This window comes from Bacillus sp. CCNWLW194 (genome assembly GCF_037120585.1).
Taxonomy (GTDB): domain Bacteria; phylum Bacillota; class Bacilli; order Bacillales; family Bacillaceae_G; genus Bacillus_A; species Bacillus_A basilensis.
On the sequence record NZ_JBBBBL010000005.1, the window covers coordinates 359,133 to 380,054 of the forward strand.

Consider the following 20,922-nt stretch of genomic DNA (forward strand, 5'->3'; position numbering starts at 1 on the left):
GCATTAGAATTCCTATATAAAAGTAGTCGTAAGTTATGTGTTTAAAGGAGTTATGTATTAGAAAAATGATCAATTGCTTGAATAGAAAATTCCAATGATTTTATTCTTCTTTCTAAAAGTGTTCTTTGAGGACTCTCGAGCTTTGACTTAACATAAATCTTTTCAATTGATGGAAGCAAACCAATAAGAATATTTCGAGCGTCTGCTAAATCCTCTTGCGTGTAATGATGGGTTTCTTGATTCCAAATGCTTTCTAACATAGCTAAGCCGATACTAGCTGCTTTGAGTCTTTTTTTCACTAAAGTAGTGTTTGAGCCTTTTTGAGTCATCTGTGATAAGGCATTTTCAAGTTTACGGATTGTTGACTGTAAAGACTTTATTGATTCTACTTTATCTACATTTGATACGTTTTCCATATTAAACCTGTCCCTTCTTCATTTCTAAATTAGTTTTCTTGATATTTGATAATACCATTAAGAAACGAATTTTACTCGAAATATTTGAGTTGGACATGAATTTAAAGGGAAACAACTAACAAACTTCTCTCTCCTCCCTTGCGCCATTCTATATGTACTTCTTTTTTCTCGTTAAAATACCTACATGGATAAGTTGTAAATATTGTATATTTTATGAACAAAAAACGTACAAGCAGCATCACTTGTACGTTTTAATTTTTATTCAGTAAGATAATAAAGTAATAGCTTACGGGTCTTTTCATAATTCATGAAATCTCTATATAAAATGGGATACTTCATAATCTTTGTTTCTAGAAAACAATATTGTGGAAACCATTCAAAAAACGATTTCCTTAGCCATTTTATTTGATTAAACACAATCTCCTGTTCATTGTTATTAAGTACGTAACTTAAAGTACCTGCTGTATGCATCCAATAATAATTTAAATCAGCGCTTATACAATTATCTTCAGTAAACATATTATTAAAATCTTTTCGTATTTTTCGAATGTCACAATTCGGAAACGGTTTATACAGTGGACTATGCATTTTCTGCAATTCCTTAAAAATAATTTGTTTTCCTAACTTCAACTTTCCACCCCTTTATTTCTCTATCCAATTTAATACGTTTTCATAATGATATTGAGCATCTGTATAGCCAAGATTATATAAATTAACGAGCTTTTCTTTACTTCTTTCTATCCCGCTTATTGGAAGTTGTACGCTAGGCTGAATGATATAAAAGTTATCTTTTTGTCCTATTTGATTCATATAAGATATCGTCTCATTATAAAAACGATAATGTTCTACTAAAGATTGTGCGATATTCGGATATTTCCTATATAAAATTTTAGCTAGGCCTGAAAATTTATTTCGCTGCTTCTCATATCCTTCTGGCTTTGTCATAATTACAACGTTTTTTTGATAACCATCAGTTTGAGCTTTTAAAACCGGAATAGGATCTATAATTCCTCCATCTAGCAATTTTCGATTATCATATTCTACAGCAGGTGCTATAAACGGTACAGAACTTGAGGCACGAATGATTTTTAAAATATCATTTCCGTGTTCTGTTTTATTATAATAAATAGCCTGTCCTGATTCGCAATCAGTCGTCCCTATGACAAACTGTTCATTTGAGTTTAAGAAAGTTTGAAAATCAAATGGTACAATTTTATTAGGTACTTCATCAAATAAAAAATCCATTCCGAATAATTCACGTTTTCGAATCAAATTTCGATAAGATATATAACGGTGATCTGCTACTAGCTCTGTATTTACTTTTTTATTTCTTCCTTTTTGACGTGATAAATAAGTTGCTCCCATACAGGCTCCAGCCGATACGCCGACTACATAAGGAAAGAATAAGTTCTTTTCCATAAAATATTCGAGTACGCCTGCAGTATACAAACCTTTCATTCCTCCGCCCTCTAATACTAAACCGATATTTTTCATGCTATATCCCTCTGCTTCTTTTTTCTTACTTACATATTAGCATAAGATATTAAGATGAGGTTATATAAATGAATTGCAACAATAACCAGAAACTACTAAAGTAATATCATAATTTCTTAGTAAATGGCATGGTACAATATAAGTAACACAATCCACAAATAATGGAGGAGGAATTTCCTATGGGTTTATTTAGCGGCATTTTAGGAAATGCATCAAATGCGAGTACAGAAAGTGTTGAACGTGATTTAGAGAAGATTATGTTAGATGATGAAAAAGTTGAACATGCTTATAAATTAATTCGTGATTTAATCGTATTTACAAATCGTCGTCTTATTTTAGTAGATAAACAAGGAATATCAGGTAAAAAAACAGAGTATCATTCTATTCCTTATAAAAGCATTACACAATTTAGCATTGAAACAGCTGGACATTTTGATTTAGATGCTGAACTTAAAATTTGGGTATCTAGTTTGAGTACGCCAATTACAAAGGAATTTAAAGGTGACGATAGTGTTTTAAGCATTCAAAAAGCATTGGTAACATATACGACGAAATAGTTGGTTTGTGCATGTTTATTCGTTTTTAAAATTACTAACCCGAGTATTTTGGAAGAATATACATAAATTTTGTATATTTAATCGAAAGTAACATAAAAAGGTAAAGCGTATTTCAAATGCTTTACCTTTCTTTTTTGTAAAAAATAAGTGTAGTTTTATCATTTAATTTCTTTATTACTTCTGTTCTTTTATACTCCATTTTTTCGTATATAAAACAATTTCTTTCTTCTTCTAAAATCGTAGCAAGTTCAAAACTACGTGCTTCTGGAAACATCTCTTCAATTAAAATAAGTACCTTCTGAGCAATTCCTTTTCCTTGATAGATTGGATGAATAAACATTGGACTAATCCAAAATTTATAAGGTAGTTCTTTTGGGGATATACATATCGCTCCAATAAGTTTCGAATCTATTATCATCTTATAAAAATTACTGTTGGGATTATTTATTCTAAAAATAGTTTTTTCAATAGATTCATTTGCTGGGTTTGTTTCATAGTCTTTATATTTATTTAATAGAGGGCTAAATAAGTCTATTTGCATTTGAAATAAAACTGCTGCATCACTTTCTGTCGCCTTCTCTAATGTAATCTCCATATTACCAATTTAGTCGCTTTCTTAATGAAGTTATATGAGCTGTATGATGACGTCCGTGCCATGCGTATAGTCCTATTGTAGCAGCAAGTTTTGTTTCACCAGTCTCTGGATGGTTAAATGTCTTTTCCAAATCTTCAAGTTCTAAAGAATATAAAAGGTTAACCCATCTTTTATGTAATGAATCTAACATAACTAGTGAAACATCTACTGGTAATTTAGAATCAGGTAATTCCGCCCACTTCTCTTCTTTATATGGTTTAATCGTGGGATTCTTTTCTGTTAGTGCTAATTTAAAGCGTATGTAACTATTCATGTGGCTATCAACAACGTGATGGACTACTTGGCGAACTGTCCATCCACCAACGCGGTACGGTGTGTCTAACTGTTTCTGATCTAAATCTTTGATTGCCTTCGTTAGTTCATTAGGTAAATCTTCAATTTCTTGAATCCATGTATCTATCATTTCTTCAGTTATAGGACGTTTGTATGTAAATTGCCCAATTGGATAACGTAAATCATTCATGAATAAGTCCCCCTTATTATAAGCGCGAAGTATTTCTCCAAATATAATGTACAAAATTCACATGTTCCCCATTTAATTGTACAGATGTTGTATCTGCTTCGTTTTGATAAGAAGAAAAACCGCTTTTTTCTAATACAATTTGTGATGCGAGATTATTAGTAGTTGTTTTAGCATGAACCTCATTAATTTTATTATTTTTCGCTACGTCTAAAATTAATTTTACAGCTGCTGTTGCAACTCCTTTTTTAGTAAACTTTTCTCCGACCCGATAACCTAACGAACTGATTCGAGTTTCTGAATCTACATCTACTAAATTTATTCGTCCTACAATTTCATTTTCTTCATTACGAATTATATAAAAATAAGAATCTCCATTCGCTTGTTCTATTAACAAATCATCTAGTAGTTTTTGGAAATATTCAAAATCAAAATATTGCAAGCCACGATTTGGTACCATTGTTTCAAAAAAAGACTTATTCGTAAGTTCAAACGTAAATAAATCCTTAGCATCGTGTTTCTTTAATTGTTCTATGTATATTTTCATCTCACTTACCCCTTCTATATCTACTAACTGTTATATATTCTTTTTAAATCTGTTAATTTCCTGCTATTTCTTTCGTTTCAGTAACACAACAAGTAGTACTTTTGGATGAAATAGGTGAAATGGACTACGAATTAAATTCATCACTCTTACTAATCGAATATAAACGTCAGAATCCGTTGCAGATAGTTGATATATTTGTTTCGTATACCATAGCTGAAATTTTTGCTTTATCGTTAATTCTCTTTTTAGCTGTGGATGACGTGATATTTCCGTTGTTGTCATTTCCCAAGGAGTTTGTATGATATGAGCGGTCTCATTATAAAACTGCTGTGTAAATGCATTATCGAGCTTTTGTCTTCTTTGTAAAAGTAACTGCAATTGGTGAGCTTCCATAGCAGCAACTGAAACACCTTGCCCGAAAACAGGATCAAAACGACAATGAGCATCTCCAACTACTAACAACCCATCTGGTAAATTATTCACTAAATCAAATCGCCGACGTACTTGATAAGGAATTTTATACGTTTTGATATCTGAAATTGCCTCAGCTTTATTTAGAAAATCTGTCACATTAGAAATTGATAGGTTTTCAGCAAAATCATAAAATTCCTCATCTGTTTGTGGTGCTTTCTCATTTGCATATCCACTAAAAGTAACAAAATAACGATTATCCTCAATCGTTTGAATAAGAACACCATACGGATTGTTAGGAAAACTTGGAGACATCAGCATATTACAGCAGTCTAATGTCTCATTTTCTTTAAGTTTAAACATTCTAGTTGCGTAAAATAAATCAATACGCACTTTCTCTTCTTGCACTTCGATTTCGTATTCTCGTAACCACGCTATGCTTTTTGAACTAAATCCACTTGCATCAATAATAATATCTGCTTGAATTTCTTCTTGCGTGCCTGTCTCTAAACATTTAGCTTTTACTCCACGTACTTTGTTAACCTTTCCATCTACTAATAACCCTTCAACCAGTGTTCCAAATTTACTGGTGATATTTGAAATCTGATGTATTCGTTTTTGGATATGCCATTCAAGCAAAAACCTACTTTGTTGAATCATATGTACTTCTCCTATGAATGGTTGTTTCCATAAACCAAATTGATGCCATTTTAAATCGCGGGTAAAGTTATTTACGATACTACCTGCTTCAATTAGTTCATTAGTGATATTAGGAAACAATTCCTCAATGGCTTTTTCTCCACCTTTTAACAACACATGAGGGTGATTACTTTGTGGAACTCTTTTTCTCGAAGCTTTTCCATCCCATCTTTCACCGGCTTCTATAATGATTACTTCTTTAAAAGTAGTTGATAATGCTTTTGCTGCGAGTTTTCCTGCTATACTTCCACCAATAACAATAGCTTTATTAAACATATTTTCCCCCTTAATGAAAAAAGACCCTGCCTTGTATGAATGAAACAGGATCTAAACGATTAGTTACTACATTAAAACACATGAGTAAATTGCAACGTTAAAATTAAAATACCTAATCCCCATACATAATACGCGAATACTTTTAAGGAATGATTTTTTAAATATTGTATCATCCATGAAACGGCTATGTAACCAAAGAACGCTGCTGATAACGTTCCGACAATTAAAGATGTACTTGAAATAGATTCTGCTTTCCCTTGAAAAACATCTGCAAATTGCAAAATGATAGCTCCGACAATGGCTGGAGTTGATAATAAAAAAGAAAAGTAAGCAGCAGTTTCACGGTCTAACTTTCTCCATAATGCAGCGACGATCGTCATACCAGAACGAGAAATTGCTGGGAAAATAGCAGCCGCTTGAAATGAACCTATAATTAATGCGTCTTTATATGTTATATCATCCATTTTTTTACGACCATTCTTTTGTTTATCTGCCATGTAGAGAAAGAATCCGGTCACTAAAAACTCCCAACCAATCGTGATTCCTGTTTTTGAAATATCTTCAAAGAAGTCTTTAAACAATAAACCAATTATAACTGCGGGTATTGTACCAACGATAAGTAATAACATGAGTTTTGAAAATGGGTTTTTAATTAAATATATAAATTCTTTTTTGTAATAAATAAACACCGCAAGTAAAGTCCCAATATGCAGCATTGTATCTAAAAATAAGCCTGCTTCATCTAATTGAAACAAATGCCTTCCTAAATAAAGATGACCTGTACTACTTATCGGTAAAAACTCTGTTAAACCTTGTATGATCCCTAATATAAAAGCTTCTAACCAATTCATGATGGTCCCCTTTCTTGTTTGCTTGTACCAATATATGAAGGTTAAATTTTCGATATGAAAAAAACTATATTTCTCTATGAATTTACTTTTAATTCATGGATATATGTAAAAAAGAGGTGAGAAGGCTTACTATGTGGCAACATATGAAATTCGGTAATGTCTTACTGTGGCTAGGGCCTATACTTGTGTTTGTAGGGTTATGTATGACAAATGTTATTTCTGATATTCCTTTCTTTGAGGGGAAACATAAAACGATTGGAATTGTACTTATATGTATAGGTGTATGCTGTTTTATTGTTGCTAATCATTTAAACAAGAGCAAAATATGAAGATTAAATCTAAATAAAAAAACAATCCCAGTATATGTACTAGGATTGTTTTTTTATTACTTATTTATAGAATACTTTATCAACGTTATACTTTGCTTTATATTCATTAATGATATATGTTTCGTAGATTTCTCTTTCTGTTGGATCTTCTACGATACATGCATCGATGCGGTATACTTCATCACGGTGATTTTTAATTGGTGATACATTGTCTTCAAAATGCTTCTTAATACGTTGTCTAATTTTACGAGCTTTACCTACGAATAGAAGTTCGTCATTAATATTGTAAAACATAAAAATGCCGCCTTTATCTCTAGGGAACAAGTGGAAATCAATAAAACCATTAATTGGAGTAATGATTGGCTCGTCTCCTTTAATAACTTGTTTACGTTCAGTAATTGAAACATCAGCTTCAGGAATATTAATTTTAATCAAGTTCATTCACGTCCTCTTTTATTATAAAGATAAATAATAGCATACATATGTTAGAAAAGCTACGTTCAGAGCCATATTTCATTTTATAATTCAAATATTATAGGTGTATCATGTAAACTCTTCTTCCAAACCATATGATCACTTGATTCTCCCCAATAGGCCTTCAGTACATAACTAGGCTCTCCAAACTTCTTCATCCATATACTTTGCGCTTTTTTGTATCCACTATCTAAACAGTATTCAGTTATTCCTCTGCTAAGTAACGTAAGAAACATTGTATTTAGTAGTAAACTTCCTATACCCTTTCTTTGATACTCCGGAAGTATAAATACAGTTCCTATTTCATACAAATCCTTAAGTACACCGCCTGTACAACTATTAATCAATGTACTTGCTGGACCAACTTCAATTGTTCCAATGATTTTATCGTAATTTGTATCAATTGCTAATAAAAAGTAACGTTTTTCTCCATTACTATCAAAATCTGTTTTCAAATATTGCTTTTTCATGTTAATTTCATTTTCTATGTCATCCAATAGTTGTGACAATCCTTCGTCTTTATATGTATTCGTAATAACTATACGGAAAAACAAGTGAAGATCCTCTAAATCATCCGAATTCGGTCTCCTAATTTCAACGTTATACATGATTTAAATCTCCATTCTATACAATTGTTAAAACCATACTTTATATACTCTATTCAACAATATTCTACAAAGCCCTGCATAGATCCAGCAGTATAGAAAGCTTAGTATAAATATTGATAAAATAATTTTTATATTCATAGTTGTATGAATAGCAGGACCAAGTACGGGAAAACGGAAAATATCTAGAACAATTATAATTCCTATTAGTAGACAAAGCGCAGAAAAGGAAACTACCCAAATTCTTCTCTTGAATTGTATAAAGGATAGTCCTAAAGCTATACCTAATAAGCCTGTAGTAAAGGGAAATACAATTAGTTCACTTGGCTCAATAATAAATAATAGGAGAATAGTAAGAATATAAGAAAGTATTCCCTCGCGAATAGAGTAGCAAATAGCCAAAAAAATTGGTAATGTCGCAAATGGGCTAATAAATAACCCTATAGCAGGAATTAAGTTACCTGCTGCTTGAAACATGGTGGACAAAGCACTCATTAAAGCTGTAATGACTAGCTTATTTGCTAGGGACAATTTTCCTTTATGTACAAAGTTCCCATCATTCTCTATCATAAGTTGACACCAATAATGTACAAACCGATTCATCAAAATACCCCCTAAAGATATCTAATTCATCACTTTCTATATTATTCATACACTAGTTGTTTATGAGCTGCTTTCTACTTGTTATGAATTACTAGACAATAAAAGGCTTTTAGGGGGACAAATTTTGCGTTTTGAAATAAAATGAAATCCTTGTATTATTAAACTGCGAGTGTATATCGCATTAAGGAATAATTTCAAAAATGGTACCTTTGTTAAAATCAGTTACTTTCATAGAACCGTAAACTCCTAAATATAACCGAGTTTGATCCAAATTTGTTCCTAAACTCATATAATAAGCTGCTTGCATGCCAAAATCATAATTAGTTTCAATTACATGAAAGTCAGTATGTTTACCGTCTGTACCGGCTTTAGTATATGCTAAAACACCCTTTACTGGTGGCCGAGAATCTTCTTTCTTAGCAAGGTCGGTAAATACAACACTACTATTTAAATTCGGGATTGCAGTTCCCATATATGGCTGAACTCCTGTTAGTGAAGTTCCTCCAAACTTATCTGGTCTGGGGTCTTTATGAAAATAACTAATTAGTGGCTGAATACGCTTTGCGGATAATTCTATTGTTTCATTATAATAAGCCATTGTTCTCACATCCAAAGCAGGATTATCAGAACAGTGTCTTATAAAAGAAGTAGGTAATTCCCCTTCCCATCCCCGCCAACCAAAATTAATAAAACCATCTTGTTTGGGAGTGAGTCTCATTACATGCATTTTAACAAGTTCGGTAACCGGTATCGCTTTATATTGAACAAATGAAAAAATAGACTCTACAATATCCTGTCCGACATTACCCACATATTTAATATATTGATTATAAAACCTTTGGAATGAAATGCCGGTTATATTACGAACACCTTTCGCAATTACTGTAAGTGTTTCTTGTATAGATAGGGGAAGTTCATTAAAGCGTGTAACAACTGGAGGATTATTTATGAATGTATTTTTACTTACATCAATTTCAATTATTTTACCCGCTATTTCTAAATCATCTTGGCTTAAATTAAAAGGATCATAACCCGACCCACCATCTCCATTTGTAAAAACAAGTTTTCCCGTTTCAGGAGAAAAATTCAAAGTATTCACTCCATTATGATTAAAAAATGGGCGTTTTATATTCAGTAATGTCCTACGTTTTTGAGGGTGACCGTTTGATTGTAAATTCCATTCTTCAATTGTATCAATATGATCATATTGAGTATCTCTATTTAGCCACTTTAAGTTTAAAGTTTTCGTGTCACAAGGATTCGGTTTAAATTGTTCAGAAAGTGCACCGGCTCCTTGAGTTCCAGCTGCTGAATAATGAAGATAAAATAAGCCGTTATGATTAAATTGTGGATGAAACGCAAGTCCTAGCAATCCTCGTTCATCATAACCACTACTAGAAACACCTTCTTCAGATGTACCTAATGTAATAATACGTTGACGAATATTTAAAAATGTTTTTATAGCTCCGTCTCCTATGTAGAAAATCTCCCCTAATTGTGTTGCGATAAATAGTCTTTCAGCCGACTCACCTGGAAGAATAGTTGTTTTTATTACAGTAGGTAAATTTATATTATGAACAATGGGTCGTAAACGAACTTTAACTTTTGTCAATTAACTTTACACCCCTTTATATTCTTTTTAATAGAAGAGTATGATTAGGGTGATCTTATTAGTATCAAATAAGTCGAATTCCTTTTTATTACAATTTTGTATATAATATAATTATAAATAAACTAGGGGTCTACTTATGACACTTTTACTACAAATCATCTTACCACTTATATTTGCACTATATTTATTTACCCTCTATCGTAATACAACTATTGGAAAAGCCGCTTTTCTTTTAGCAGTCATTATTGGGATTTTTGGTTTAGAGAACATTTTTCAACATGCTAATCTAACAGATCATGCTATTTATCCATATTGGGGCAGTTTGAAGGCTGTTGTTATCGTTTTATCAGTCGTATTTCTATTTAAAAAAGGTGGTTTAACAGGAGAATATTGATTTGTAATGCTGTACATATTTTCATATTAGACTGCTATTATTTTATAAAAAAAGCAATGTTTATGTAAAAACACGAAGGGATGTGTTGCATATGTCTATAAATATTATTTTTATAGTTTCTATAATATTATGGATTGTGTTGATTACAGAACTTATAAAACCTTCAAAAGAACAGAATGGACGAAAAATAGTAATGTTATTAACTGCTGGTTCCGTATCAACACTTATTTTGACAGTTTCATTTATTCAAAATATCTCGTTTTGGAATTGATAGTGATATAACTAACAAAAATATGTATACATAAAAAAGATTAGGACTGTACATATTAGATATATCTAATATGTACAGTCCTTTTGTTTACTAGTGGTTCACTTATAAGTATGTGATCCTTTTACAATTTGAATTTCTTTTTAACTTCCTTATATTTTCTATACGAACGTCTAACAACGTTTAACATAAAATACGGTATTTTAACAGGGAAAGGCAATTTATAAATGAAAGGCAAATAAAATGTAAAATATGCCTTTTCTAAGTCTATCCACTTACTATCTTCTTTTGTTTTTAAGAAATCAGATACATCGACTACATATCCCCTTCCTTTTTCCATCATCACATTTTTCCCGTGAACATCACAAGGAGTTAGTCCTTGTTTTCTTGCATACTCTAAAGCTTTATTTATATCAAGGATCACCTGCTTAGGAATTTTAATTCCCTTATGAATAGCATCGTATAAGGTAATTTCTTTTAAACGTTTCAATACTATGAAATTTTCTCCTTTATAAATAAGCTTCGAATAAGAAGGGTGATTTCCGATTCTGCGGTATACTTCTGACTCCTTTTCAATTCCTTCTCCTTCTCGCGCGTAAACTTTCACTACCCAATCTTTGTATTCTCTGTGCATGAATACTGCGGCATAATTACCTATCCCTAAACACTTCCAAAGTCTAGGAATATTATTAACTACTACAGGCTCGAATTCATCCTCGCTTCTTATGCTTACCTCTTTTAATAATTCGTCCTTTATTAATCCCACAAAACTATTTATACTCATCATTTCCACTCCGGTTTTGCTAAAAGGGGACTTACCCACATTTTAACGAAAATATACACTAAGCGAATTTTAGCATAAAACGAGTCATCTTTCTTCTTAAAATAAAAAATGACTCGTTTCATTTGAACTGTTGAATACTTAATATGTATTCCGCTATTCATAGCCAAAAACCGTACAACATAAAAATATTTCTAACTATTTTCATTTTTTCAGAGGAAACTGTATAGGGCTTTTCTTAGTGCAAGTTCTCTTGGTCATTGCCTATGCCAAATCCATATTTGTTCATCGTATAAGCATAACCTAACAATTGCGTACGCTTAGATGAACAAATAAATGGATTTAATCACAATTTGGTTAAAAAAAGACGCTACGAAAAATAAAAGCCTTGCTACATATGAATTGTAGAAAATTTTTTAAATTGCTCAATTCTTGTCCCACTCATATCTTTGTTAGCTAACACTTTAATTGTTTTAATAGTCTTTTGTTTAATTCCCACAATGCTGTTTTGTTGCTATCCCATTTCAAAAGTGTTACTGCTTCCTCAAAGCATAACCATCTATAATTTAAGTGTTCTTTAGATAATGAGATGTTTTTTGTAGGGACTTTAACTCCAAAAGAAAATTCTTTTATTACATAAACCTCATCTCCCCAAAGGAATCCTCCAACTACATCCTCTACTGGTAGTGAAGAAACAGAATCTAATTGTATATATGGACATTCTCTTGTAATACCAGCTTCTTCAAACGCTTCCCGTTTTGCTGATTCAATAGGAATCTCATCGTCTTCTCCACCACCAGCTATCCCTTGCCAATAACCATAATCACTTCGGTTGAAAATCGCATATTGAATAGAATCGTCAGTTTTTATATAAGGAAATATTAATACTTGATATGGTGCCCTCATTACTTAATCTCCTCTCGAAAATAAGCTTTAAATAAATATGAATAAAGAGCCGACATCACAATTCTACATTAATAATGCAGGTTTATGGTGGCGGCCCTCTATTTTTAAAGAATTTTATTTTTCATAAACAGGCTTACTCTTAACGGAGGAAAACCCTGCTTGTTTCCTATCGAATTCGCTTAGCATGGTTTTTTCTAAATGTTAGCAGTACCCCATATTATTCAATTGCACCAGCAACATCATAATCATTTAAATCTAATTCCATTAGTTGTCCCAGCGCTAATTTAGCAAGTTCAGACCCTAAATATGGACCTGCAGTTAAACCTGAAGCACCTAATCCGTTCGCAACGAGAATACCTTCAAAATTAGGGAGCGGACCAATAACAGGTAAGAATCCTGGCGTAAATGGTCTGAATCCAACTCTCGTTTCAAGCATTGTAGCATTTTCTAATCCAGGTGCAACTGTTAAGGCTTTATGGAAAACTTCATTTAAACCACCAGCCGTTACACGGTGATCGAAACCAGTATCATTCTCATGTGTTGCACCAATTACGACATGGCCATTGTCAAATGTTAAAATGTATTGATCATTTGGCGGCATAACAACTGGCATATTTTCTGTTGCTGTATTTTCCATTTGCAGGTGAACAATTTGTCCTTTTTGGAACGTAACTAAGAAGTTAATTCCTAAAGGGTTTAAGATTTCGTTCGCCCATGCACCTGCAGTTACAATAACCTTTTCTGCTAAAATTGTTGCATCGTTTACTTTAACTCCCGTAATATGATTACCTTCACGGACTAATACTGCATCGCCTTTTATAAAAGTTGCACCATGTTTTTTCGCAGCGCTTATTAACGCGTTGCGTAATAATCTTCCATTTACTCGTGCAGCACCACTAATATGAACAGAACTATATTCTTCTGATAATGCCGGGAATAATTTTTTCGTTTCTTCAGCTGATAAACGCGTAATTTCACCAATCTCTGGTGCATCTTCACGGCGTTTATAAGCTCGCTCTTCCATCTGATCTAGTTTTTTCTCATCAGTATGTAAACTAATTGCACCTACACGGTTGTAACCTGTATCCGTTTCACCGTCTTCTTCTAATTGCTGAATTAACGAAGAATAGTAACGTGCACCGCCTTTAACGATTTTATACCATGCTTTATTACGACGTTGCGAAAGCCATGGACAGACAATACCAGCTGCTGCATCCGTTGCTTGACCTACTTGTTGACGATCCACGATAGTAACGTTTGCGCCAGCCTTAGCAAGATGATAAGCACTAGATGCTCCTAAAATTCCAGCTCCAACTACAATATACGATTTCATTTCAAACACCTTTTCTCTTTTACTAATTATATAAATATAAGAACATTTCTTAGTATAATGGAAGGAATACTTTTTTCAATGTACTCATCGCAATTAATTGTTGCATCATTGTGACTTTCCTAATGTTATTTTTTCTTTTTCCGGAATAAATCAATTGTTTTATAGCCTTGTGATAGAACCTCAATCATCTTTTCAAAACGTTTTTTACGTGTTTTTTCTTGTTTTACAGAAAACAGATTACGTGCCCAATCTTTTTTGTATCCAGGTGTTAAACTTTGATAAAACTTAAGTTCATTTGGGTGATTAGCTAATAAAGCTTCAACATCTTGAATTCGATCTGCATAATCAGCTACACATTGGCTCATTGCAGGCGTTTTCGTCGCTTTTTTCTTCTCACGCTTTAAACCTACAACAGTAAAGATGTCATCCATACTTACCATTCGCGCAAATTTAATATCGCTTTCTCCCACATATCCATCTTCTCCAACATTTAATGCTGGAAACATCTCATCACGGTGAATAAACGTACTGTAGCGAGAATTACCTTTTTTCGGATATGCGAAGAATATGTATCCTTTTTCAATTAGTAATTCTTCATTACTAATAATATAATTCGTTTGTTTTACCATTTCATCAAGTGTTTCTACAAAAATAAAAATGGCATCGTGTTCTTTTGAAAATACAGTCTCTTTTCCTGTAAAAACTTCGTAATCACTTGGTTCATTAATAACAACCATATTCGTATACTTATTAAGTTTCAATTTATCAATAATTGACATGAAAATCTTCCTTTACATTCAAAATTCATTGTTTATACTTTTTCATACTGTTCTAGTGTATTATATCTATTAAGAAAATCAAACTTTAATAGTTGTTTTAAATTAAAATAAAATAGCCGATTCTTCATAAGAACCGGCTAGCTATTTGTTTTATCATAACTCAATAGCAAATAAAGTATATAAAAGCTCTCTATATTGATCTTCTGTAATTTCACGTTTCGCTTTTTCACCATCAATTATTTCAGTTAAACTAGTATTTGTTAAAGAGACATGACCAGATTCCGTCAATTTGACTGCAATGGGCCCTTTATTGAAAATAGATTTCTCATCTTCTATTACTCTTTTTTGAACATCATTTACTACTGCCTCATCAATCATATGATTATAAAAAGCATGACAAACTTTCCACTCTCCGTTCGTATCTTTTTTTTCTAGAACGCAATTTCCTTTACTTGTATCTTTTCGTCTCACTCGATACGTACCATTTTTAGAAGAAACTGACTCACCACTAAAAGGTACAGGGACTAGAGGTACTAATGAAGCAATACCTACATCGATTAAGTATCGTACGTTATCATAATTTAGAATAATCGTTATATGTCCATCCTCAAGTGCCCAAGCGTTTATATCATTTTTATATACGGTACCTAATGCGAGTTGTACATCATAACCACAATCTTTTAAAAAGTAGTAAAAAAGAGTATTTAACTCATAACAAAGCCCGCCGCGGGAACTAGTTAAAATTTTATCCTGTAAATTTTCCATAGTAATTGTATTCGTGTTACTTGCTATAACATCTAAATTCTCAAATGGTATAGCATGTGCAAAAGCAAAGAGAATTGTATTTAATTCTTCAATCTTCACTTCACTACGGTTTGCAAGATTCAATCTTGTAAAAAGCTTATGTTGTAGATTTGTCATAGTCAGCACCCCTTAAAATATATAAGTTAAAATAGTATATGCTGATTGTAATTTTGATGGGGTACTGAAACAATGTACATTTCGTTTAACTGTACCGGTACAAAAAGTCTAACCCACAAGATTACTTAAGATAAGAAGCTACGAATACAAATTTAATAGTTTGTCTATGGGTAAATTATTATGATCGCTTAAATCAACAAAATACTGAAGCTGCCACATTTGGCTCTTTTTAGCTTGATTGCTAACAGGGGTATCCCAGATCGGATAAATCCTCATAGCCATCTTGCCTTTTTGATTTTGTGTTCTCAAGATTTTTTCCTTAAGAAGAATCTCTTTAGGGAAAATAAATTGTCCTAGTTTATTATCATCTATACAAGTGATAACTAATAAGTCAGGAGCAGCGTCATAAGGAAACGCTTGATTTTGCATATTGTCATCTTTCTCCCAAAAAGAAACAAATTGACCAATTTTATTAGGAGTAATTTTTGATTTTCTAAAACGAATGGTTTTGTTATTTAAGTGAAATAAACATCCTGCATATTCTGTGTTTTGCTTTTCTTCTTTTAGATTCGTTATCATTAAATTATTAGGTTTGTAAACTATATTGTTTAAATTTCGAATCGTATCATTATAATTGTTCAAAAAAACTCCCCCTTTATTCATTTCTTAGTTTACCACAAACATCAGTTCTTATATATTGTAAATAATAAGCGATGTGAAAAAGAGGGAGATTTTACTGGGATATTATTATTGTTTTAATGTACTTAGTTTTTCAATTGCTTGTTGTTCAGTTGCTAAGTAAAAAATGTCATTCCCTTTATTACATTCATAAATAAAGTCTTTTAAGCTTTTACTAGTGTAAATAGAGAAATCTCCAATGATAGCAATCTTTACTCTGTAATTTATAAACTTTTGAAGAATATCGCCTGCAAGACGTGTTTTTAGATCAAAGAAACTTTCACTTATTAATGACTTGTTGATAATAATATACTTCGCATCTACCTCGTATTGAACCGTCGCCATAAGATCCAATGCAGATTGAACATCGGATATTAGTACCTTATCGTTTCTTATGATCCCAATATTTATCCCGTCGATTACTACTTTCTGTATTTCCATATTCTCACTCCTCTATAATGCTTAAGGCTTATATAAAAACATGCTTTACAACTCTTCATGAATACACATAAATGATTTGCCCTAGGTTAATATTCTCCCTATGTTGTTGTTAATGCATATTATTTTTAAACTTATTATACGGTCAATAAAATTAAGGGTAATCTATCTATTAACTATTTTTGAAAATTTATGTCTCCACAATAACATAATAAACTATCAAAAGTACTAATTCCGGCATACGGTTTTATTTCGGTAGTATTCTTAATTCTCTGAGGGTTAAACCATACTCCCTTTATATTCGCATTTTGACAACCACCGATATCCTTTTCTAAGTCATCTCCAACAAAGAGCACATCTTCTGGTTCCATATTAAGCTCATTTAATGCTAATTCAAAAATACGTTTGTCAGGTTTACTGCATCCCGCTTCTTCAGAAATAATGATTGTTTCAAAATATCTATTTAAATTCGTGTTAAATATTTTAGCTTTTTGCCTCTGAGTTGAACCATTTGTAATAATACCAACTTTAATATGCATCTTGATACTATTTAAGAAATTAATAGTATTTTTGTTTATAGAAAAACATTTAGGGAAATTATTATTCCAAAAATCTTGAATATTATCCTGTGGCAATCGATATTTCGGTGGAAATTCATCAAATAAAGACTCCAAAACTGTCGTTTTATTAGCAATGCCGTATGCTCTTTTATCGTATTCTTTGAATTTCCGTAACATGTTGTTTTTGACTACATCATTAACATCCTCATAACACTTCTCTAAAACAAATAAAAACAATTTATCTACTGCCTTATCCCTATCAAGTAACGTATCATCTAAATCAAACAGCACAGCTTTATAACCCCAAAAATCATTTCACAACCTTTCTGTCATTATGTAAATCTCTCTAAGTTCGTACCTTTAAACTTTTGGTTTTGCAAGAGCATTGTTATGTAGTGATTAACGATTAAACAGAAACAAGATAAAAGAAATCCAAAATTTGTGCCACACACTCTAGTATTACGGTAGCTTCTTCTATATTGAAATTCCTTTCCCGCTTCTGGTAAAGAAGCAAAAGTATATTTTCACAAATTTTAAGAAATTATATGCAATTTACATTATTATACATTAGCTTTTCGTAAATTTTAATCGTACATCTTTTCATACGATAAGTTTTTTCAAGCATACAATTATTTTTTCATAAAAAAGGAATATGGCTAATAATACTTTTTTGGAGAATACACATTCTTGAAAATGAAGCTAATACGTTAAACGTCCTATGAAGTTCCTATTGTATCTCCACATAAACTCCAGATAGTACGGCTATAATGACTACCAGAGGTGATATTATGAAAAACTATCATATTCTCGTGGTAGAGGATGATCAAGAAATTCAGGAATTAATTAAACAATTTTTAATGACGCAGCATTATACAGTGGTAGTCGCTTCAGATGGACTAGAAGGTATGACACAATTTAATAAGCAATCCTTTGATTTAATTCTTCTAGATGTCATGATGCCCAATCTTAATGGATTTGAAGTTTCTAAAATGATTCGAAGTCAGTCAAACGTACCAATTATTATGCTAACTGCGTTGGAAGAAGAAGAAGATCAAATGAAAGGATTCGATCTTGGGATCGATGATTATATAACAAAACCCTTTTCATTTCATGTTTTGATTAGACGAGTCGAAGCTGTACTTAGAAGAAGTTATTATAAAAATGAAAATAATCATTTGATATTTAAAGAAGTGCGTATCGATGTGGATGCATATAGAGTATATGTAAATGACGTTGAAATTATATTAACAACAAAAGAGTTTGAAATTCTACAACTACTATTTCAAAATGAGAGAAAAGTACTTACAAGAGAAAATATCGTAGAGAAGGTTTGGGGGTACGATTATTTTGGAGAAACACGAATAATTGATACACATATTAAAAATCTACGCAAAAAATTAGCTATCCCTTATATTAAAACAATAAAGGGTATTGGTTATAAAATTGATGTATAGTATTGTGAAACTCATGAAGATGAAGCAAATTACTTATAAACTCTTTATGACTACATCTCTCATTTTATTATCTTTTGCAGTATTGATTTATTTAACTTTATACTTCTTTCTTCCTACGTTTTATGAGCAATATAAAACAGATCAACTTCAAACAGGGATAAACGAAATAATTGATAAATCTAAAAATCTTACGTTTCAAGATGCGATACCACTTTTTGATGAATACGCCCAAAAAAATAATGCAATGCTTTCGCTTCAAAATAAAGAAGGAATAATTATTTACTCTCCTTCATTTTCTTTTATTCAAAGTGGTAAGCAAAAAACAGTAGTTACTAAAGCCACACGATTCGAGAATGCAAGTACCCTTAGCAATTCATATAACGTTACGAAACCAATTCAATTCCAAGATGGTAGTTTAACTCTTGTAGTGTTTGCTACATTTCAACCGATTGATGAAGCTTCACAGGTTTTAGTGCGCTTTCTCCCTTATATTAGTATTATTGTGCTCGTTATTGGTATAGGGAGTGCTTATTTTTATTCTAGGTTTATTACAAAGCCACTTATTTATATTAATGAAGGTGCACAAAAGATGGCAAATTTAGATTTCTCCGAAAAAATTGAGGTTCGCTCTACAGATGAGTTAGGAGAATTATCTAATAGTTTGAATGACATGTCTATTAACTTACAACAAGCTATGTTTGATTTAAAAAAAGCAAATGAACAATTAAAAAATGATATTGAAAAAGAAAGAGAAATAGAAACAAAACGCAGAGAGTTTTTTGCGATTGTAGCACATGAATTAAAGTCCCCTCTTACTGTAATGAAAGGATACTTAGAAGGGATGATATACAATATTGGCCCTTATCAAAATCGCGATCAATATTTAAAGAAAAATCATCAAATTATTGAAAGTATGGAACAATTAGTTCGTGAAATTTTAAGCGTATCGAAATTAGAACAACACACCTTCAAACTAAAAGTAGAGGAAGTTACTCCTTCAAAGTTAATAGGTACAATCACAAAAGATCTCGAATTTTTTGCTGCTCAAAAAAGCATCGAAATAATAAAAGAAATTGATTCTGACCTTTCTATTTATACAGATTGTGCTCTTTTAGAAAAAGCATGTAAAAATATTATCCATAATGCGGTTATGTATTCACCACATAATGAAAAAGTCTATATAAAGTTAAGCGAGAATTCTAAACAAGATCAAATCGAAATACAAATTATAAATACAGGTGTCAATATTAAAGATGAAGATTTACAACAAATTTTCAAACCATTTTATCGAATTGAAAAATCAAGAAATCGAAATACTGGAGGAAGTGGTTTGGGGCTATATATTGTTAAACAAATTCTTAAAACGCTAGATATAAAGTTTTCAATAAAAAATATGGAACATAGTGTGCAATTTTGCATGAGGATTCCATTATCTAAACATAAAAACAAACAAACTCTCCTTTAAATAAGACGAGTTTGTTTGTTTTTGTAGTAAGTATAAACTTATTAACAGGTTTTTCATTTAATGACATATGCTGCTTCTTAAATGGCGATTGTCATAAGTATTGACAAACTGTATTCAACTTAAATATTTACCTTCTACTATAAAAGCAAAAAAACGAAATTCCGCTTAGCAGCAAATTAGATTCTCTTATTTGAGCTGCATTTCATCTATGAAACTGAAAAGGAGGATGAAAAATGAATATTTGCCTCCATTTTTCAGATTAATTTGGAATTCTTTTATGATAAGCTATATGTAAAGATTAAACATAAAGGATGATTCGTATGCAAATAAGACCACAAGTAAGTGAATATAACTCCTATTATGCAGCGTATACCAACTTGGTATCAGACGGAAATATCATACATATTCTAGAACAACAAATGAAGGAAACGAATCTTTTATTAAAGGGAATTTCTGATAGTGAGGGACTTTTCCGGTATGCTCCTACTAAATGGAGTATAAAAGAAATAATCGGTCATATAGCAGATACAGAACGTATTATGGCATATCGATTGCTATCTATCGCTCGAGGCGAGACAGCAGAACTTCTAGGCTATAATGATGATATGTATGTTCTTAGAGCTGCTTTTGATAAGCAATCTATGCAAGATCTTCTTGAGAATTTAATAGTTGTTCGCCAATCTACCCTGTATTTACTTAGAAGCTTAGATAAAGAAGCTTGGTCACAAAGAGGAAATGCGAATAATTCTGAAGTTACAGTTCGTGCATTAGCATACATCATTGCTGGTCATGAGCTTCATCATCTTCAAATTATAAAAGAACGTTACCTTGGTTCTGATGCATATCCAGTAAGTTAATATTTAAAGAAAAAGAATCCTATTTTGGAGTGACCCCTGTCAAGTAGACAGTATTTAAAAAGCGCAACTAAGCAACCTGAGTTCTATATTTATATGGAC

At 31.7% G+C, this 20,922-nt stretch carries 26 protein-coding genes and 1 pseudogene; 7 read left to right on the forward strand and 20 right to left on the reverse strand.

Annotated features, from left to right (window positions below):
- Nucleotides 1–50 precede the first annotated feature (50 nt).
- The 3 genes from V7S50_RS14685 to V7S50_RS14695 form a co-directional block, all read right to left on the reverse strand.
- Nucleotides 51–416, reverse strand: coding sequence for a hypothetical protein (locus tag V7S50_RS14685; RefSeq protein ID WP_242253504.1), 366 nt, complete (start codon nt 414–416; stop codon nt 51–53).
- Between the two features lie 258 nt (nt 417–674).
- Nucleotides 675–1,046, reverse strand: a complete 372-nt coding sequence (locus V7S50_RS14690) for a YxiJ-like family protein (protein ID WP_242253506.1) — start codon at nt 1,044–1,046, stop codon at nt 675–677.
- Between the two features lie 12 nt (nt 1,047–1,058).
- A complete protein-coding gene (locus V7S50_RS14695; RefSeq protein WP_242253509.1) occupies nt 1,059–1,910 on the reverse strand; it encodes a patatin-like phospholipase family protein in 852 nt (283 codons plus the stop codon).
- Between the two features lie 179 nt (nt 1,911–2,089).
- Between V7S50_RS14695 and V7S50_RS14700 the strand changes: the two genes are divergently transcribed.
- Complete coding sequence (locus V7S50_RS14700) at nt 2,090–2,467, forward strand: PH domain-containing protein (RefSeq protein WP_000522465.1); 378 nt, start codon at nt 2,090–2,092, stop codon at nt 2,465–2,467.
- 121 nt (nt 2,468–2,588) lie between these two features.
- On the opposite strand, the pseudogene V7S50_RS14705 reads toward V7S50_RS14700, so the two are convergent.
- From V7S50_RS14705 to V7S50_RS14725, 5 genes and pseudogenes are all read right to left on the reverse strand, one after another.
- A pseudogene (locus V7S50_RS14705) lies at nt 2,589–3,062 on the reverse strand (GNAT family N-acetyltransferase); the annotation flags it as partial.
- A gap of 1 nt (nt 3,063) precedes the next feature.
- Nucleotides 3,064–3,585 (reverse strand): YfiT family bacillithiol transferase, encoded by a 522-nt coding sequence (locus V7S50_RS14710; RefSeq protein WP_063223459.1) that lies wholly within the window; start codon nt 3,583–3,585, stop codon nt 3,064–3,066.
- Nucleotides 3,586–3,601: 16 nt separating this feature from the next.
- Nucleotides 3,602–4,129 (reverse strand): GNAT family N-acetyltransferase, encoded by a 528-nt coding sequence (locus V7S50_RS14715; RefSeq protein ID WP_242253511.1) that lies wholly within the window; start codon nt 4,127–4,129, stop codon nt 3,602–3,604.
- Between the two features lie 63 nt (nt 4,130–4,192).
- Nucleotides 4,193–5,515, reverse strand: coding sequence for an FAD-dependent oxidoreductase (locus V7S50_RS14720; protein WP_242253512.1), 1,323 nt, complete (start codon nt 5,513–5,515; stop codon nt 4,193–4,195).
- Nucleotides 5,516–5,586: 71 nt separating this feature from the next.
- Nucleotides 5,587–6,366, reverse strand: a complete 780-nt coding sequence (locus V7S50_RS14725) for an undecaprenyl-diphosphate phosphatase (RefSeq protein ID WP_063223456.1) — start codon at nt 6,364–6,366, stop codon at nt 5,587–5,589.
- A 131-nt stretch (nt 6,367–6,497) separates the two neighbouring features.
- On the opposite strand from V7S50_RS14725, the gene V7S50_RS14730 reads away from it, so the two are divergent.
- Nucleotides 6,498–6,695, forward strand: coding sequence for a hypothetical protein (locus tag V7S50_RS14730; RefSeq protein WP_242253513.1), 198 nt, complete (start codon nt 6,498–6,500; stop codon nt 6,693–6,695).
- A gap of 60 nt (nt 6,696–6,755) precedes the next feature.
- On the opposite strand, the gene V7S50_RS14735 is transcribed toward V7S50_RS14730, so the two are convergent.
- From V7S50_RS14735 to V7S50_RS14750, 4 genes are all read right to left on the reverse strand, one after another.
- Complete coding sequence (locus V7S50_RS14735) at nt 6,756–7,136, reverse strand: nucleotide excision repair endonuclease (protein WP_001048941.1); 381 nt, start codon at nt 7,134–7,136, stop codon at nt 6,756–6,758.
- Nucleotides 7,137–7,213: 77 nt separating this feature from the next.
- Nucleotides 7,214–7,777 (reverse strand): GNAT family N-acetyltransferase, encoded by a 564-nt coding sequence (locus V7S50_RS14740; protein ID WP_242253515.1) that lies wholly within the window; start codon nt 7,775–7,777, stop codon nt 7,214–7,216.
- Between the two features lie 27 nt (nt 7,778–7,804).
- Nucleotides 7,805–8,377 (reverse strand): hypothetical protein, encoded by a 573-nt coding sequence (locus V7S50_RS14745; protein ID WP_242253516.1) that lies wholly within the window; start codon nt 8,375–8,377, stop codon nt 7,805–7,807.
- Between the two features lie 181 nt (nt 8,378–8,558).
- Nucleotides 8,559–9,989, reverse strand: a complete 1,431-nt coding sequence (locus tag V7S50_RS14750; protein WP_242253517.1) for a PQQ-dependent sugar dehydrogenase — start codon at nt 9,987–9,989, stop codon at nt 8,559–8,561.
- Nucleotides 9,990–10,125: 136 nt separating this feature from the next.
- Here V7S50_RS14750 and V7S50_RS14755 point away from each other — a divergent pair, with 136 nt between their 5' ends.
- A complete protein-coding gene (locus V7S50_RS14755) occupies nt 10,126–10,383 on the forward strand; it encodes a hypothetical protein (protein ID WP_242253519.1) in 258 nt (85 codons plus the stop codon).
- 91 nt (nt 10,384–10,474) lie between these two features.
- Nucleotides 10,475–10,654, forward strand: coding sequence for a hypothetical protein (locus V7S50_RS14760; protein WP_242253521.1), 180 nt, complete (start codon nt 10,475–10,477; stop codon nt 10,652–10,654).
- Nucleotides 10,655–10,775: 121 nt separating this feature from the next.
- Here the strand turns inward: V7S50_RS14760 and V7S50_RS14765 are convergent, their stop codons facing one another.
- The 8 genes from V7S50_RS14765 to V7S50_RS14800 all read right to left on the reverse strand — a co-directional run bounded on the left by V7S50_RS14765 (nt 10,776) and on the right by V7S50_RS14800 (nt 17,338).
- Complete coding sequence (locus tag V7S50_RS14765; protein WP_242253523.1) at nt 10,776–11,438, reverse strand: serine/threonine protein kinase; 663 nt, start codon at nt 11,436–11,438, stop codon at nt 10,776–10,778.
- Between the two features lie 450 nt (nt 11,439–11,888).
- Nucleotides 11,889–12,338 carry an NUDIX hydrolase gene (locus V7S50_RS14770; RefSeq protein WP_242253527.1) on the reverse strand — a complete coding sequence of 150 codons (450 nt, stop codon included), beginning with the start codon at nt 12,336–12,338 and terminating at the stop codon, nt 11,889–11,891.
- Between the two features lie 217 nt (nt 12,339–12,555).
- The gene (locus V7S50_RS14775; protein ID WP_242253528.1) at nt 12,556–13,671 is read right to left on the reverse strand and encodes an NAD(P)/FAD-dependent oxidoreductase; all 1,116 of its coding nucleotides are present in this window, start codon (nt 13,669–13,671) and stop codon (nt 12,556–12,558) included.
- A gap of 125 nt (nt 13,672–13,796) precedes the next feature.
- A complete protein-coding gene (locus V7S50_RS14780; protein ID WP_242253529.1) occupies nt 13,797–14,450 on the reverse strand; it encodes a YdeI/OmpD-associated family protein in 654 nt (217 codons plus the stop codon).
- Between the two features lie 153 nt (nt 14,451–14,603).
- Nucleotides 14,604–15,371 carry an arylamine N-acetyltransferase family protein gene (locus tag V7S50_RS14785; RefSeq protein WP_242253532.1) on the reverse strand — a complete coding sequence of 256 codons (768 nt, stop codon included), beginning with the start codon at nt 15,369–15,371 and terminating at the stop codon, nt 14,604–14,606.
- Nucleotides 15,372–15,509: 138 nt separating this feature from the next.
- Nucleotides 15,510–16,013, reverse strand: a complete 504-nt coding sequence (locus V7S50_RS14790) for a MepB family protein (RefSeq protein ID WP_242253534.1) — start codon at nt 16,011–16,013, stop codon at nt 15,510–15,512.
- Nucleotides 16,014–16,118: 105 nt separating this feature from the next.
- On the reverse strand, nt 16,119–16,490 hold the full coding sequence (locus V7S50_RS14795) for a DUF4180 domain-containing protein (RefSeq protein ID WP_242253537.1): 372 nt from the start codon (nt 16,488–16,490) through the stop codon (nt 16,119–16,121).
- A gap of 173 nt (nt 16,491–16,663) precedes the next feature.
- The gene (locus V7S50_RS14800) at nt 16,664–17,338 is read right to left on the reverse strand and encodes an HAD-IA family hydrolase (RefSeq protein ID WP_242253539.1); all 675 of its coding nucleotides are present in this window, start codon (nt 17,336–17,338) and stop codon (nt 16,664–16,666) included.
- Nucleotides 17,339–17,835: 497 nt separating this feature from the next.
- On the opposite strand from V7S50_RS14800, the gene V7S50_RS14805 reads away from it, so the two are divergent.
- The 3 genes from V7S50_RS14805 (at nt 17,836) to V7S50_RS14815 (ending at nt 20,823) form a co-directional block, all read left to right on the forward strand.
- Entirely contained in the window at nt 17,836–18,501 is a 666-nt protein-coding gene (locus V7S50_RS14805; protein WP_242253542.1) for a response regulator transcription factor, read from the forward strand.
- Complete coding sequence (locus V7S50_RS14810) at nt 18,494–19,966, forward strand: sensor histidine kinase (RefSeq protein ID WP_242253543.1); 1,473 nt, start codon at nt 18,494–18,496, stop codon at nt 19,964–19,966. Before V7S50_RS14805 ends, V7S50_RS14810 begins: the two co-directional genes overlap by 8 nt.
- 320 nt (nt 19,967–20,286) lie before the next feature.
- A complete protein-coding gene (locus V7S50_RS14815; protein WP_242253545.1) occupies nt 20,287–20,823 on the forward strand; it encodes a DinB family protein in 537 nt (178 codons plus the stop codon).
- Nucleotides 20,824–20,922: the final 99 nt, after the last annotated feature.

Coding starts and splice junctions, on each gene's coding strand:
- V7S50_RS14685 (WP_242253504.1), bottom strand. CDS start 416: ATGGAAAACGTATCAAATGTAGATAAAGTAGAATCAATAAAGTCTTTA.
- V7S50_RS14695 (WP_242253509.1), bottom strand. CDS start 1,910: ATGAAAAATATCGGTTTAGTATTAGAGGGCGGAGGAATGAAAGGTTTG.
- V7S50_RS14700 (WP_000522465.1), top strand. CDS start 2,090: ATGGGTTTATTTAGCGGCATTTTAGGAAATGCATCAAATGCGAGTACA.
- V7S50_RS14710 (WP_063223459.1), bottom strand. CDS start 3,585: ATGAATGATTTACGTTATCCAATTGGGCAATTTACATACAAACGTCCT.
- V7S50_RS14715 (WP_242253511.1), bottom strand. CDS start 4,129: ATGAAAATATACATAGAACAATTAAAGAAACACGATGCTAAGGATTTA.
- V7S50_RS14720 (WP_242253512.1), bottom strand. CDS start 5,515: ATGTTTAATAAAGCTATTGTTATTGGTGGAAGTATAGCAGGAAAACTC.
- V7S50_RS14725 (WP_063223456.1), bottom strand. CDS start 6,366: ATGAATTGGTTAGAAGCTTTTATATTAGGGATCATACAAGGTTTAACA.
- V7S50_RS14730 (WP_242253513.1), top strand. CDS start 6,498: ATGTGGCAACATATGAAATTCGGTAATGTCTTACTGTGGCTAGGGCCT.
- V7S50_RS14735 (WP_001048941.1), bottom strand. CDS start 7,136: ATGAACTTGATTAAAATTAATATTCCTGAAGCTGATGTTTCAATTACT.
- V7S50_RS14740 (WP_242253515.1), bottom strand. CDS start 7,777: ATGTATAACGTTGAAATTAGGAGACCGAATTCGGATGATTTAGAGGAT.
- V7S50_RS14745 (WP_242253516.1), bottom strand. CDS start 8,377: ATGAATCGGTTTGTACATTATTGGTGTCAACTTATGATAGAGAATGAT.
- V7S50_RS14755 (WP_242253519.1), top strand. CDS start 10,126: ATGACACTTTTACTACAAATCATCTTACCACTTATATTTGCACTATAT.
- V7S50_RS14760 (WP_242253521.1), top strand. CDS start 10,475: ATGTCTATAAATATTATTTTTATAGTTTCTATAATATTATGGATTGTG.
- V7S50_RS14765 (WP_242253523.1), bottom strand. CDS start 11,438: ATGATGAGTATAAATAGTTTTGTGGGATTAATAAAGGACGAATTATTA.
- V7S50_RS14770 (WP_242253527.1), bottom strand. CDS start 12,338: ATGAGGGCACCATATCAAGTATTAATATTTCCTTATATAAAAACTGAC.
- V7S50_RS14775 (WP_242253528.1), bottom strand. CDS start 13,671: ATGAAATCGTATATTGTAGTTGGAGCTGGAATTTTAGGAGCATCTAGT.
- V7S50_RS14780 (WP_242253529.1), bottom strand. CDS start 14,450: ATGTCAATTATTGATAAATTGAAACTTAATAAGTATACGAATATGGTT.
- V7S50_RS14785 (WP_242253532.1), bottom strand. CDS start 15,371: ATGACAAATCTACAACATAAGCTTTTTACAAGATTGAATCTTGCAAAC.
- V7S50_RS14795 (WP_242253537.1), bottom strand. CDS start 16,490: ATGGAAATACAGAAAGTAGTAATCGACGGGATAAATATTGGGATCATA.
- V7S50_RS14805 (WP_242253542.1), top strand. CDS start 17,836: ATGAAAAACTATCATATTCTCGTGGTAGAGGATGATCAAGAAATTCAG.
- V7S50_RS14810 (WP_242253543.1), top strand. CDS start 18,494: ATGTATAGTATTGTGAAACTCATGAAGATGAAGCAAATTACTTATAAA.
- V7S50_RS14815 (WP_242253545.1), top strand. CDS start 20,287: ATGCAAATAAGACCACAAGTAAGTGAATATAACTCCTATTATGCAGCG.